General features: G+C 47.0%; 11 protein-coding genes. 2 read left to right on the top strand and 9 right to left on the bottom strand.

The features are described 5' to 3' along the window. Positions 1–166: 166 nt before the first annotated feature. From ABHV44_RS01820 to ABHV44_RS01810, 3 genes are all read right to left on the bottom strand, one after another. Positions 167–1090, bottom strand: a complete 924-nt coding sequence (locus ABHV44_RS01820; protein ID WP_459072930.1) for a T9SS type A sorting domain-containing protein — start codon at positions 1088–1090, stop codon at positions 167–169. Positions 1091–1102: 12 nt separating this feature from the next. Further along, the gene (locus ABHV44_RS01815) at positions 1103–2068 is read right to left on the bottom strand and encodes a T9SS type A sorting domain-containing protein (protein ID WP_459072929.1); all 966 of its coding nucleotides are present in this window, start codon (positions 2066–2068) and stop codon (positions 1103–1105) included. A gap of 253 nt (positions 2069–2321) precedes the next feature. Then, the gene (locus ABHV44_RS01810; RefSeq protein ID WP_459072928.1) at positions 2322–3089 is read right to left on the bottom strand and encodes a lysophospholipid acyltransferase family protein; all 768 of its coding nucleotides are present in this window, start codon (positions 3087–3089) and stop codon (positions 2322–2324) included. A gap of 115 nt (positions 3090–3204) precedes the next feature. Here ABHV44_RS01810 and trpS point away from each other — a divergent pair, with 115 nt between their 5' ends. Next, positions 3205–4197 (top strand): tryptophan--tRNA ligase, encoded by a 993-nt coding sequence (gene trpS, locus ABHV44_RS01805; protein WP_459072927.1) that lies wholly within the window; start codon positions 3205–3207, stop codon positions 4195–4197. Between the two features lie 200 nt (positions 4198–4397). On the opposite strand, the gene ABHV44_RS01800 is transcribed toward trpS, so the two are convergent. From ABHV44_RS01800 to prfB, 5 genes are all read right to left on the bottom strand, one after another. Continuing rightward, positions 4398–5705, bottom strand: coding sequence for an amidohydrolase family protein (locus ABHV44_RS01800; protein ID WP_459072926.1), 1308 nt, complete (start codon positions 5703–5705; stop codon positions 4398–4400). Between the two features lie 18 nt (positions 5706–5723). Beyond that, the gene (locus ABHV44_RS01795; RefSeq protein ID WP_459072925.1) at positions 5724–8825 is read right to left on the bottom strand and encodes an amidohydrolase family protein; all 3102 of its coding nucleotides are present in this window, start codon (positions 8823–8825) and stop codon (positions 5724–5726) included. A gap of 480 nt (positions 8826–9305) precedes the next feature. Continuing rightward, positions 9306–10703, bottom strand: a complete 1398-nt coding sequence (gene fumC / locus ABHV44_RS01790; RefSeq protein ID WP_459072924.1) for a class II fumarate hydratase — start codon at positions 10701–10703, stop codon at positions 9306–9308. A 10-nt stretch (positions 10704–10713) separates the two neighbouring features. Then, a complete protein-coding gene (arsC, locus tag ABHV44_RS01785) occupies positions 10714–11061 on the bottom strand; it encodes an arsenate reductase (glutaredoxin) (RefSeq protein ID WP_459072923.1) in 348 nt (115 codons plus the stop codon). Positions 11062–11072: 11 nt separating this feature from the next. Next, a protein-coding gene (prfB, locus tag ABHV44_RS01780) for a peptide chain release factor 2 (RefSeq protein ID WP_459072922.1) occupies positions 11073–12177 on the bottom strand; the annotation gives its coding sequence in 2 pieces (ribosomal slippage) (positions 11073–12113 and positions 12115–12177; 1104 coding nt in all). A 122-nt stretch (positions 12178–12299) separates the two neighbouring features. Here prfB and ABHV44_RS01775 point away from each other — a divergent pair. After that, the gene (locus tag ABHV44_RS01775) at positions 12300–13073 is read left to right on the top strand and encodes a DUF2189 domain-containing protein (RefSeq protein ID WP_459072921.1); all 774 of its coding nucleotides are present in this window, start codon (positions 12300–12302) and stop codon (positions 13071–13073) included. A gap of 97 nt (positions 13074–13170) precedes the next feature. On the opposite strand, the gene ABHV44_RS01770 is transcribed toward ABHV44_RS01775, so the two are convergent. Then, complete coding sequence (locus tag ABHV44_RS01770) at positions 13171–13644, bottom strand: regulatory protein RecX (protein WP_459072920.1); 474 nt, start codon at positions 13642–13644, stop codon at positions 13171–13173. Positions 13645–13767 lie beyond the last annotated feature (123 nt).

Raw genomic sequence — 13767 nt, 5'->3', positions numbered from 1 at the left:
ACTCGGTCGAAGTTAGTTGAGATGAAGCAAAATTTTGAGTAGAGGTCACAGCCTTGATTTTTTTCTTTCTTTTTTCATCAAGGAAAAAAGCAAAAACAACAATCACATCTACTGGTAAAATGACACCCAGATTTAGATCATTAAGACAAATCTCAAGGCCCGTTTCTTAATGCCTCACCACCAATCTTTGCGTGTGAGAAAATTGATCACCTGAGAGTTTGAGAAGGTAAACACCGTTTGGGATTTCATCTACAGAAATTTCAGCTTCACCCACAGTGGTGATTTGGACACTTTTGACTTCGCGTCCCTGCAGGTCGAAAATCGAGATTTGCAGCGATTCTGTTTTTTGCGGGTTTTCAAAGTCGAGGTGGATGCTTTGATCGGCTGGGTTGGGATGAATAGAGAAAGTAGTCTGATTCTTTTCATCCACAGAAATAGGTACCCAATCACATTCATTGTACTTCGGTATGTTCTCAGAAAACTCTGCTTCATAGACCCACATCAAATCAAAATGAGCACAAATTAATCTGGACCCGGCATCTGCTATTGACGTTCCCGCTGCGTTTTGAAAATGGTCATTTATCATTCCAATTCCCTCGATCCACATTATCTCTTGATTCACATCAAAATCAATATTAGAGAGGTGAAAGACTTTCCTTTCGGATCCATCCAGGAAGGTCTGAAGGTGGATACTGTCAACTTTAAGACGCACGATGCCAAGGTCCAATTGATCAAGTGAAGCTGACATGATGGTATCTCCTTCTTCTGCATTCCAGTCGTAAAGAGGATACTCAGCTAGTTCTGAACTGCTCCATTCCGGAGTTTTAAGGAACCAAATTCCGTCCTGAGCTCTGATCAGATGAGTCGGACCGTCTGTATCATTTGGCGAATAAGGAGCGAAAAGCTCACGCCAGGTGTGTCCGTCTGCAGTAACAGTTCCTTCCCAGGTGTAATGCAGCGGAGGAGCATCCTGACCCCAAAATGTCTCGTAGTAAGTGTAAACAGAGCCCTCGGGTGGTACCTCCCAAAAATCTTGTGATGAGGCGTTGAGCGCGAGAAGTGAAATGAGCAAAGTAAAAAATAGTCTCATAGCTAGTAAAGTTTAGTGTTGAACAATGATTTTCTGAGTCCTTTCAATAGCTCCGGTTTTCAAACTCAAAAAGTAAGTTCCATTGGGCAAGTCCGAACTGTCGATCGAAAGAGAGTTTTGGTTTTGCCTGAGTGTTGCGGATTTCACCTCTCTTCCCTGAAGGTCCAGAATTGACACATCTAGTTGATCTCCGGTAGGTAAGTTTTCGATCTCTAAACTAATCGATTCATCAGCCGGATTCGGATAAACGCTAATTCTGGGAGAGTCAATTTCAGAGATGTCGGTGATCACAAAGGATGTGTCGCACTCGTATTCCACAGCCTCATACATTCCAAAGTTTGGAGAGTTGTAGCAACGCAATCGGTTTGGGTATTCCCCATCACAAAAACCGGATAACACTTCTGGGATGACCAGGAAAAAGTGGCTAAAACCCAACGTTTCTGTGAAAGTGATTGATTCTACACCTGTGAAGGTTGGTGCTGAAACTGTGAGTTGTCTAAGTTCATTTCCGTTGACCATAACCTCTCCTTCATCGAGCACTATCAGTTCAGCTTCGACCTCGTAAGGATTCTCGCCTCCAATTGTCGAAAATAAGGTGTAGGTCAGTGTATCACCAACTTGCATCCCGAGGTCCATTACCAACTTGAATGATTCATTGTGATAATCGTAGAAGTAAATCGAGTCATTTTCAGCGTAGGTGAGAAAGGTGAGCCCTTCATCCGTTTCCAGATTTGCTGACGAAAGGTTAGAGCAACAATCCCCAAGGGTTTGCACAACCTTGCTGCAAGTTTGTCCATTTACAGTTGTGTCGGCTGTGACTGTAAAAAGCATAGGAGCGTAATATTCATCACCGTTGGAAAAGCTCACGAACTTGCTTTCGTAGTGCCACTGAGCTCCAACTGGCGCCCACTCACTTTGGGATTGACAAAAATACGATACGAGAAAAAGAAAGGAAAACAGCAGGGTAGAGGTTTTCATGATGTCAAGTATTTAGTTTACGATGAAAAGATAGCTAAATCATCACTCGCTAAAAGTTTTAGTTCCGGTCAAAAATGCATACAGCTAAAACCTCATCTACCCTAAAAACAAAAAAAGGCAAGCCGTTTACGCCTGCCTTTTCTGATGCTCTCGCATCGATATTGATTTGATCAACGATTTAACCATATATGCGCCAGTTGACGCATTACAGTGGTTGATTAACTCGCAGACAGTGGGGATTGTTCGCAGGAATTTATTTTCGAGAAGTTTTTTGAAACTTCTCGGGTAAAGCCGAATCAATTGTTTGAAAAACTCTTCTTCGTAAATCATTCAAATCCTTTTCGGCCAACCCTTTGGTTTCGATTGGCTTGTGAACCACGGCCTTCACCAGAGCCGGATGCGATCGGCTAAAGAGTCTGGTCGGCTCACCCAAAATTTTGTAGTTCTGCTGCCAGGTAATTGGCACAATCGGCACTTGCTTGTCGATGGCCATTTTGAAAGCTCCTTTCTTAAACGCCTGCATCCGCGGGGCGTCCAGCGGAATCGTTCCCTCTGGATATACCGCCACGCAACTTCCTTCATCCAGCGCTTCATAGGCTTTTTGCAAAGCACCGTAGGCGTGACGAAAGTTTTCGCGATTCACGGGAATGTCCATCCGCCTAAAGAACAACCTGAAAAGCGGCCACTTCAGCAATTCACCTTTGCCGATAAACAAAAAGTAGTCGCTGAAAACGCTGAAGAAAAAAACCGTGTCAAGGTAGCTGCTGTGGTTCGAGCAGATGATGTAGGGCGGCTCGGGAAGTTCGGCTTTGAATCGCGACTTCACCGGACAAAAGAAAATCACCTGCAGCATTTTGGACCAAAACCGCTTGAGCCAAAAGACTTTCGGAAACCATTTTTTACGAGAAATAAGAATTCTGAAAAAAGGGTAAAGCAGCAGCAGAGTAAGCCAAAACCACAGGCCAATCCACAGTTTGTAGATCAGGAAAAATGGCGATATGATGACTCTGAGAAGCTTCACGACAACGCGGGGAAAGTAAAGCTAAAATAAAAACTACAGCGAAGGCCGATCGGTATTTAAATCACATTCGGTTTTTCTACTTTTGAAGGCGAAGTCAAAAAAACAAAACAGCACGATGGCACGGATACTCACAGGAATTCAAAGTACAGGAACACCGCACCTCGGAAATATTTTGGGGGCGATCAGACCGGCAATCAAAATGGCCAACGACCAGTCGAATGAGTCGTTTCTTTTTATTGCCGACATGCACTCGCTCACGCAAATTAAAGATGGCAGTGAGCTGAGAAGAAACACCTATGCCGTGGCTGCTGCCTGGTTGGCTTTTGGACTGGACACAAACAAAACCGTGTTTTACCGTCAGAGCGATGTTCCCGAAACGGCTGAGCTCTCGTGGTACCTGAGCTGCTTTTTCCCCTACCAGCGGCTGACACTCGCGCATTCTTTCAAAGACAAGCAGGACAGACTGGAGGATGTGAATGCAGGACTTTTCACCTACCCGATGCTGATGGCCGCGGATATTCTTTTGTATGATGCCGACCTGGTGCCTGTGGGAAAAGACCAACTCCAACACCTGGAAATGACTCGGGATGTCGCTTCACGATTTAACCACAAAATGGGTGAAACGCTCGTGCTTCCAAAGGAAATGCTCAGAGAAGAAACGATGTACGTTCCCGGCACAGACGGTCATAAAATGAGCAAATCGCGCGGAAACACCCTTAACATTTTTGCCAGTGAAAAGGAGCTGAAAAAGGTGATTAATAAGCAGATCGTTACCGATGCGACACCGTTGGAAGAGCCAAAGGATCCGGACTCATCGGCTGTTTACCAGATTTACAAACTCGTTGCCACAGAAGAGCAGGTAGAAGAAATGGCCAGCAAACTCCGGGCTGGTGGCTACGGCTGGGGCCACGCCAAAAAGGATTTACTCGGAGCGATTGTTGACAATTTCCACGAGGAACGAGAGAGCTTTAATGAGTACATGTCGCACCCCGAAGAAATCGATTTGCATCTGCAGCACGGAGCACAAAAAGCCCGTGAAACAGCCAGAAAAGTCCTCGACAGAGTGAGGGTTAAAGTTGGGTATCTGGAAGGTGGTTTTGGAGGATGAAGCTCCAGAGGAGCGGCATTTTGGTAGCCAATTGACGCGTTGTTTCAGCAAAGTCCCAAAGGGACGACATTATGGTATTATCTCGCGAAGGCGCCAAGCACGCAAAGGTGCGACACCGTTAAGGTCGATTAGGCGTTACTGATCGTTGGATGAATTCAAAATCCACGATCAAAACAAAAGCCCACAGTTTCAACCATGGGCTAACGCTCGTATTTCTCTTTGTACTGCTCGTAGAGCTGAATCTGGTGATTGGTGAGGGCAATTTCACGTCCCTGGATAAAGGCGAAGGTCACATCGTTGGTTCGCATGTCGAGTGCATCTCCTTCCGAAATGAAAATTGTAGCGTCTTTGCCTTCAGCAATCGATCCGCAGCGATCGTCCACTCCGAGGATCTTGGCGGTGTTCAGCGTTAGTGCCTGAACAGCCTGTTCGTAGGTCAGACCAAAGGCTACAGCAGTGCCCGCCCAAAAGGGAAGGTTTCGCGCCTGCATTTGTTCCATTCCCCCTGAGCTATCGAAGCAAAACATCACGCCTTCATCGGCCAAAAGCTTAGGTAAACGGTACGGCAAGTTGATGTCGTCTCCGCGAAATCTCGGCAGCTCGTGGGTTCTGCGAATCATCACCGACACGTTGTTGTCGCGAAGCATGTCGCCAACCAGATGAGCATCGTAGCCGCCAACGATCACGCGCTTGGGAATGTTCTGATTTCTCATGAAGTTGACGGCCTCAGTAATTTGTTTCACATCGTGGGCGTGGATGTATAGGTTCTTTTCTCCGCTGAAAATCTCGCGCATCGCTTCGAACCGAAGATCGGTTTCTTTTGGACTGTCCAACTTAGAGTAAGCTCTGGCCTTGTCGAAAAAGGCAATGATTTCGCGCTTCTCCTCTGCATAGTCGTCTTTTACCTTCAGCTCCACTTTCGGGCCTTTCTCTTCTTCTTTTTCATAAACCCGCGGCCAGTTGAGATGAATACCATCATCCATTTTCACAACTGCGTCTTCCCAATTCCAGGCATCGAAATGCACGACAGAAGAAGTTCCACTCACCACATTTCCTCGTGGAGTGATTTGTCCCATTAAAACTCCGTTGGTTCTGATGGTTGGAGTGATTTTCGAATCTGTGTTGTAGGCGATGATCGATCGAATGTGAGGATTGAAATCTCCAACTTCTCGTTGGTCTCGCGTAGCCCTCACCGCCCCGATTTCTACCAAACCCAAAGTGTTGTTGGGAGCGATAAAGCCTGGGTAGAGATCCTTGCCGTGAGCATCGATCACACGATCCCACATTTTCACGTCTACCTGACTTTCGTAGCCCACGTAGGTGATTTTGCCGTTTTCGAAACCGATGGCGCTACGTTCCATCTTTTCGCCATTTCCCACATGGGCTGTGGCCCCGAGGATCAAAATTGACTCAGACTGCGCAGGTGCAGGGGTTGGGCGCTGCGCAGACAAATCAGCCGGCACCAGAGAAACGAGCAAAAGAAGAGTTATAGAAAGAAAATTTTTCATTGTGAATTCTTATTAAAACTATCGCTGCACTCCACCTTCATCGTGGTAGGTATCGCAGTGATAGTGCTTGTCTTTTTCAGCTTTCGGCTTTTGCGTTTCCGCTCCGTTCTTTTTGGCATCCAGCATTTTTTGAATCAATCTGGCACGCTCCTGAGCAATCGCCTTGGCCTCGGCCGATTCTTCCGATCTGTCGTAGTAGCAAGTGCCTTCGATGTAGGTCTTTTCCGCTTTAGAATAAACCGAAAGCGGGTGTCCGCTCCAAATCACGAAGTCGGCATCTTTGCCCTCCTTTAAGCTTCCCACCCATTTGTCGATGTGGAGCATTTTAGCTGGATTCAGCGTGACGAACTTTAGCGCCTCTTCTTCGGGCACACCACCGTATTTCACGGCCTTGGCAGCCTCCTGATTGAGTCTTCTCGCCATTTCTGCATCATCGGAGTTAAAGGCTGTGAGAACGCCTTGTTGCCACATCAATGCCCCGTTGAACGGAATTGCATCGTTCACCTCAAATTTGTAAGCCCACCAGTCGCTGAAAGTAGATCCCGCAGCTCCGTGCTCTTCCATTTTGTCGGCCAGTTTGTAGCCCTCCAAAATGTGGGTAAACGTGTTCACAGTGAAGCCCATCGAATCGGCAACGTGCATCAGCATGTTGATCTCGTGCTGCATGTAGCTGTGGCAGGTTATAAATCGCTCGCTGTTCAGGATTTCCCAAAGTGCTTCCAGTTCCAGGTCTCTCCTTGGAACTTGCGGTGAGCGTTTGCGCAATTTGTCTATCCAGGTTCTGTTTTCGAGTTTGCTCTCGTACTCGCTCCACTCGTTTCCGTATTCGCTGGCCGCGATGAAAGCATCGTAGAATGTCTGCTCCACGCCCATTCTGGTCTGTGGAAAACGCACTCGGTAGTAATCTCCCCAGTTGGATTGTTTCACATTTTCCCCGAGGGCAAATTTGATGAACGGAGCAGCACTGTCGAATTTCATTTCTTCGGGCGCCATTCCCCAGCGCAGCTTGATGATGGCACTCTGACCGCCAATTGGGTTGGCAGAACCATGGAGCAGTTGTGAAGTAGTGACCCCACCTGCCAGCTGTCGGTAAATGTTGATGTCGTCTGCGTTGATCGCATCGCCAATTCGCACTTCCGAGGTAACCGCCTCGCCCGACTCATTCACTCCTCGCCTGATGGCTATGTGCGAGTGTTCATCGATGATTCCGGGTGTGATGTGCTTGTCACGGGCATCGACTTGTTGCCAGTCGATTTGTTCTTTTGGGAAAATGGAATTCGGACTGAGCGATTGGCCAACGGCAACGATTTTCCCATTGCGAACCAGCATCTCTCCGTTTTCGATAGTGCCGATTGAGTCGCAAGTCCAAATGGTGGCGTTTCTGATCCAGAGGTTTTCACTCTCCTCGGGCATGCTGTCGCGACCATAGGCTACAAAGGGATAAATCACGTTTCCGAGTTCCAAAGTTTCCGTTTCGGTAGAGTCGGAACTTGCAGTTGTCGAATCAGGCTCAGCACTTTGCTTGATGGCTGCCCAGTCAAACCAGCGGCCGTCAGCGGTTTCCCCTTTTCCTTCCCAGATGCGGCTCTTGCTGGTGATGTTTCCACCGAGCCTTGTAATTCCTGGAAACTGATCGGTGTCGAGCTGGAAGTACATCGTCAGCAGTTGATTCTCGCGCTGGAAGTTGACTTTCACTTTGGTAGTGTCGCTTTCTCCTTCAGCGTTTTTTTCAATTTTCTGAATGAAAGCCTCGTACTTGTCATCTCCTTTTTTCTCTACTGAAAAAGGAAAAGGCTGGCCTTTCAGGTTGAGGTTGTATTTCCCGGAAACCTCGAGGTCATCGCTCGCTTCGACAACGAATGGTTGACCCTGAACCCAGTTTTCGTGAATCTTCGTTTCCTTTTTGAAAATATCTCCTGATGTGACGATAAAGTTTGCCAGTTTGCCCGCTTCGAGTGATCCAACCTCATCTGTAGAGTTGATCAACCCAGCGGGAACGGTCGTGAGAGCGGCCAGCGCAGTTTTCTCTGAAAGTCCGTACTCGACTGCTTTCCGAAGGTTTTCGAGAAACTTGTCTTTCTTGTCGAGTCCATGTGTGGTGAAGGCGAATTCTATCTCTGCTTCTTCGAGAAAAGCCGGATTCTTTGGTGCCAGCTCCCAGTGCTTCATTTCTTCGAGAGAAACCATGCGGGCCAAAAACGGATCGGAAACATCGTAGGGCTTTGGAAACTCAAGCGGAATGATCAGTGACGCTTCCGTTGCTTTGATTTCCTCCAGTCGCTGGTATTCGTCTCCATTTCCAACCAGAATAAATTGCGTGTCGAACTCATCGCCAACGCGATCTGCAGTGAGCAACTCAAACTTGTCGTAGCTCTCCAAAATTTGTGGCAACTCCATTGAAGAGTTAAACGCATTCAGTGACAGGTTTTTCTCTTCGGTGTTGAGCGGAGAGGAGTACCACTGCGCATCGTAAAACGTCTGGCGCAAAAGTGCAATCGCCCCCATTAGCGAACTCGGATAAGCCTGTTGCGATACACCTTTACTGAAAGAATACTGAGCCGCAGCTTTCGGGCGAATGAGGTTTAGGTTTTCGTTTTCACCGAGGGTAACAAGAGCTGAAGTACCACGGACAATCCCATCTTGCTGATGAGTGAGCACTGCTCCAAAACCGATTTTGCGAAAAGACTTCGCTTCTGACTCATCGAAGGTAAACATCGAAGATGCGTCAACCTCAGGTTTGATAGCTTGGTTCCAGGCGAATGCGCCTTCTTTTTCAGATTCGTACTGCGGCCGTGGCGAGCGCTTTTTCTTCTCAACTTTCGAAATTCCGTATTGGGAATAAAGGTCGATGAAAGCCGGATAAATAAACTTACCCTTCAGGTCGATCACTTCAGTGTTTTTGGGAATCTTCACGGTTTTGCCAACAGCCACGATGCTGTCGCCAGCCATGAGGAGCGTTCCACCTTCAATCTTCGTTTCAGGATCTACCTGGATGGTGGCATTCGTGATCGCGGTGTACACCACATCCTTTGAGCGAGTGTGAAGGTTGGGGTAGGTCGTTTGGCCAAAAAGCTGAAACAAAGCAGCGCAAAAGCCAAAAGTCAAAATCAGGTTTTTCATTGTCGCAAAAATAAGCGTGTTAAAATTAAGGAAAGGGGGTTAGCAATGGGCAATGGTCAGAAATTCCAAATTCCAAAAGACAAAAGCTCTGGCAAACTCAATCCTAAATAACCTTAACTCCTCAATGACTTCGTTCTGTCGAGCAAACTCAAGCCAAAAGTCCTGTCACTATTTCCAGCAGCTAAGTTAAAACCACATAGAAACAGTAGACTTTACAACTGCGGGAAGAGGCACATAGTTGGAAGTGTGAGTAAGATGAACTGGCCCACAACTTTATTTCAACCTTGTTGCCACTTTATCTCTAAAAACCCAAGCACCAAATCACAAATTTCAAAGGCGCGATCAACCTGAGTCACTAAATCACCTCAGTTCCTCAATCCCTAAATTACCCGAATCCCCCAAGCACCTACTCCCCAATCATTTTCATCGGATCTACCCACTGTTTCGACTGAGCTCAACAACCGGCCAGCACACAGGAAATTATTCTTGTTCTCCGATCATCTTACTAGGATCCACCCACTCTTCGAACTGCTCTTCGGTGAGGAAGCCGAGGTTTACCGCTTCTTCTTTCAGAGTTGTTCCGTTTTCGTGGGCCGTCTTCGCAATTTTTGCTGCCTTCTCGTAGCCGATCTTCGTGTTGAGCGCAGTTACCAACATCAGTGAGTTGTTCAACAATTCATTGATGCGTGGCTTGTTTGCTTCGATTCCATCTACACAGTTTTCGGTGAATGAAACGCAGGCATCGCCAATCAGTCTGGCCGACTCGAGGAAGTTGGCTGCCATCACAGGCTTGTAGACATTCAGTTCAAACTGACCCTGAGTTCCTCCAAATGTAATTGCCGCATCGTTTCCAATCACCTGAGAAGCCACCATGGTGATCGCCTCGCATTGTGTTGGATTCACCTTTCCGGGCATGATTGAAGATCCGGGCTCGTTGGCTGGAATGGTGATTTCACCAATTCCCGAACGCGGTCCGGAAGCGAGCATGCGAATGTCGTTTCCAATTTTGTAGAGTGCTACAGCAATTTGCTTCAGCGCACCGTGCGCTTCAACGATGGCATCGTGGGCGGCAAGTGCTTCGAATTTATTTTCAGCTGTTCTAAATGGCAATCCGGTGAGGTCAGCAATGGTCTCAGCCACTTTTTTGGCGTAGCCTTTTGGCGTGTTGATTCCAGTCCCTACGGCTGTTCCACCAAGGGCTATTTCAGAAAGGTGATCGAGTGTGTTGTCAAGCGCTTTCAATCCGTGGTCGAGTTGAGAAACATATCCTGAAAACTCCTGTCCGAGCGTAAGTGGCGTAGCGTCCATAAAGTGCGTTCGGCCGATTTTCACGACTTCTTTCATCTCTTCTGATTTCTTCTGAAGAGAGTCGCGAAGTTGTTTCACTCCGGGAATGGTCGTTTCCACAACCATCTTGTAGCAGGCGATGTGCATCCCGGTTGGGAAGGTGTCGTTGCTCGACTGCGATTTGTTGACGTCATCATTCGGGTGAATTTTTCTTTCGCCCTCACCGAGTTTACCACCGTCAATTTCGTGGGCGCGATTGGCCACCACCTCATTGACGTTCATGTTGCTCTGCGTTCCAGAGCCCGTTTGCCAGATCACAAGCGGAAACTGGTCATCGAGTTTTCCCTCCAGGATTTCGTCACAAACTTTTCCGATGAGGTTTTTCTTTTCCTCTTCGAGCACGCCAAGCTCACAATTGGTGATGGCTGCGGCTTTTTTCAGGTAAGCAAAACCACGAACAATTTCGAGTGGCATGCTGGCCGGATGGCCGATTTTAAAGTTGTTGCGAGAGCGCTCCGTCTGTGCGCCCCAGTATTTTTCGGCAGGCACTTTCACCTCGCCAATGGTGTCTTTTTCGATGCGGTATTCCATGATTGTCTTTTTAAATCAATTCTTTCACATTCTCAGGTGGACGGCCGATCACGGCCTTGTTTCCTTTCACAACAATAGGTCGTTCGATGAGTTTTGGGTTTTCTACCAAAATCGTGATCCATTCTCCGTTTGTGAAATTTTTGCCTTTAAACTTCTCTTTGAAAATGGTTTCTCCTTTGCGGATAATGTCTTGTGGTCCCAAGTTGAGCTTCGCCAAAATGGTTTCCAGCTCTTTTTCCGAAGGAGGTGTTTTGAGATACTCCACGATTTCGGGATCCACATTTTCGTCTTTCAAAATGGCCAGCGTATCGCGGCTCTTTTTGCATCTCGGATTGTGAAAAATGGTGTAGTCGCTCATAATTTTCGTTTTTATTCTTGTGTTTCCGCTCCACTTCCCTGGCCCATCAGGTAGGCTTTCAAGAAGCCCTCGATGTCGCCATCCATCACGGCATCCACGTTGGATGTTTCGTGACCGGTGCGGACGTCTTTCACGAGTTTGTAGGGCTGCATCACGTAGTTGCGAATTTGCGACCCCCACTCGATTTTTTTCTTTCCTGCTTCAATTTCATCCCGGGCTTCGTGCTTTTTGGCCAGCTCAATTTCGTAAAGCTGAGACTTGAGCAGCTTCATCGCCTTCTCCTTGTTCTTGAGCTGGGAGCGCGTTTCGGTGTTGTCGATCACAATTCCAGTGGGCTTGTGACGAAGTCTCACCCCGGTTTCTACCTTGTTCACGTTTTGTCCACCGGCACCACCCGATCGGAACGTCTCCCAGGAAATCTCTCCGGGATTAACATCAATTTCGATGGAATCATCGGCCAGCGGGTAGACGTAAACTGACACAAAAGAGGTGTGCCTTCTCGCGTTGCTGTCGAATGGTGAAATGCGAACCAGTCGGTGCACTCCGTTTTCGCCTTTGAGCATTCCAAAAGCAAACTCTCCGGAAAACTCCAGCGTGACCTGCTTTACTCCGGCCACATCGCCTTCCTGCATTTCGAGCTCCGAAACTTTGTAGCCGGCTTTTTCACCGTACATGATGTACATCCGCATGAGCATTCCTGCCCAGTCGCAGCTCTCCGTGCCTCCGGCACCAGCCGTGATTTGCATCACTGCGTCCATGCTGTCTTCCTCAGCAGAAAGCATGTTTTTAAACTCGAGGTCTTCAATCTTTTCGAGTGCTGCTGTGTAGGCCGCGTCAACATCTTCCGGTGAAGCTTCGTCTTCCTGATAAAATTCGTAGAGAACGCCCAACTCATCAATGGCAGTTTTTGCAGCGTCATAAGCTTCAGTCCACACTTTTTTATTGCGAATCTGCTTCATCACTGTCTCTGCCTTGTCGGGGTCGTCCCAAAACCCAGGGTCCTGAGTTTTTTTCTCTTCTTCTTTGATTTGCATCAACTTGCTGTCGATGTCAAAGATACCCCCTTAGCGCTTCCAGGCGCCCACTAAGTTCGCTAACTTGCTCTTTTGATGTCATGCCCGCAAAAGTAAAATTTACCACGTAATTCTACCACTCGCCACTTTCATATCTTTTCATCCGGGAGATATTCCTACTTTTCCATTCCAATAGATCGTTAACCTGATTTTAGAATTATAAAAATGAACGAGATCCTCGACAACTCAGAAGAAAATCATAACTCTGAAGACAAACGCTCTCTGAGAGATTTGATAGACAATGGCTACGAATTTGACTTCGCTTATGCGATAGAAAGAGCATTTGCCATTTGGCAAAAAGACATCGTGGGCTTTTCACTCTATGCCTTGCTTTCTGCAGTGATAATCTTCTTTTCCATTTTCACACTTGTGGGACCTTTGCTACTTGGTGGACCTCTCATGGCGGGCTACATTGTAGTAGCCAATAAGATTGCCCGTGGAGAAGATCACGAGTTCGGAGATTTTTTTGGTGGATTTCAGTACTTCAAAGAGTTGCTGGTGCATTACCTGATTCTCATCGCCTTCTTTTTGGTTCCCGCAGTTATATTGATTGTGGGGAACATTTTGAGCACTGCACTCATCAGTGAGATATTCATTATTTTCCTTCCATTCGGTTATCTTCTGTTTTTTGTGCTGGCCATCTTTGTCGCAACGGTTTATTTATTGGCTATGCCGTTTATCGTTATCGGAAAAATGCGCTCGTGGCCTGCAATGGAGGCGAGTAGAAAAGTGGTAATGAAGAATTTCTGGTGGTTCTTGCTGCTGTCGATAGTTGCGGGATTCATCGCAGAGGCCGGCATTATTGCATTTGGAATCGGCATTTTCGTAACCATGAGTTTGCAATATCTGATCTACTTTGCCGCCTATGAAAAGATTGTTGGTCTGGATGACCGCAGCAGCGAAGAGGCCGAAGTTTTGAAAAAGCAGGCAGAGATTTGACACACTGGCAACTTTTAAAGTTTCAAAAAGCAAACCACAACTTCCAAAATACAAGCATCAAATCCCAGACTGCGCAGATCCGATTCAGAGCTTTGGATTAGTCGCTGTTGATTTTCTGCCAGACCAAATCGGGTTCAAATCCGCGGTTGATTAAGAAACGTGCGATTTTACCGTTGCGCTCAAACTCGCTCTTGCCGCCTTCCACCTGTTCCACTTTCTTTTCAATCAGATAGTCGAGAATTCGCAAATACTCGTCTTCATCAATCTCCTTAAGAGCTGCGTTTATGTTGTAACTCGAGATGTCTCGTTGTTTCAACTCACGAACAATTCTATTTTTCCCCCAGTGTTTAATGCGGTATTTACCAGAAACATACGCGCTGGCAAAACGCGACTCGTCAAGGTAATTATCGCTAATGAGTTTGGCAATCAGATTTTCTACCTCATCGCTGTAGAGCCCCCAGTCGTAAAGCTTTGAGCGAACTTCACTCTGGCATCTTTCGCGCAGGTCACACCATTTTTTGATGCGCTGGTAAGTTTCCAGTGGCGGGTATTTTCTCGGGCGTTTAGCCATGAGGCAAAAATAGTTTTCTAATCGAAGAGTTAGACGTGTGTTAAAGATTGGAAAAAATCAGTGACTAACAGAAACATTTTCAACTTGAGTTCCGTTTTTCAGCCTCCAAAGAAAGTGGCCAAA

Source organism: Halocola ammonii (assembly GCF_049334165.1).
In the GTDB taxonomy this organism is placed as follows: Bacteria; Bacteroidota; Bacteroidia; order Flavobacteriales_D; family Sanyastnellaceae; genus JBEGHD01.
This window is presented reverse-complemented; position numbering and strand designations above follow the sequence as displayed.

What these genes read in the sequence shown, in the direction of transcription:
- ABHV44_RS01820 (WP_459072930.1), bottom strand. Translation starts at nt 1,090, where the DNA reads ATGAGACTATTTTTTACTTTGCTCATTTCACTTCTCGCGCTCAACGCC.
- ABHV44_RS01815 (WP_459072929.1), bottom strand. Translation starts at nt 2,068, where the DNA reads ATGAAAACCTCTACCCTGCTGTTTTCCTTTCTTTTTCTCGTATCGTAT.
- trpS (WP_459072927.1), top strand. Translation starts at nt 3,205, where the DNA reads ATGGCACGGATACTCACAGGAATTCAAAGTACAGGAACACCGCACCTC.
- ABHV44_RS01800 (WP_459072926.1), bottom strand. Translation starts at nt 5,705, where the DNA reads ATGAAAAATTTTCTTTCTATAACTCTTCTTTTGCTCGTTTCTCTGGTG.
- ABHV44_RS01795 (WP_459072925.1), bottom strand. Translation starts at nt 8,825, where the DNA reads ATGAAAAACCTGATTTTGACTTTTGGCTTTTGCGCTGCTTTGTTTCAG.
- fumC (WP_459072924.1), bottom strand. Translation starts at nt 10,703, where the DNA reads ATGGAATACCGCATCGAAAAAGACACCATTGGCGAGGTGAAAGTGCCT.
- arsC (WP_459072923.1), bottom strand. Translation starts at nt 11,061, where the DNA reads ATGAGCGACTACACCATTTTTCACAATCCGAGATGCAAAAAGAGCCGC.
- ABHV44_RS01775 (WP_459072921.1), top strand. Translation starts at nt 12,300, where the DNA reads ATGAACGAGATCCTCGACAACTCAGAAGAAAATCATAACTCTGAAGAC.
- ABHV44_RS01770 (WP_459072920.1), bottom strand. Translation starts at nt 13,644, where the DNA reads ATGGCTAAACGCCCGAGAAAATACCCGCCACTGGAAACTTACCAGCGC.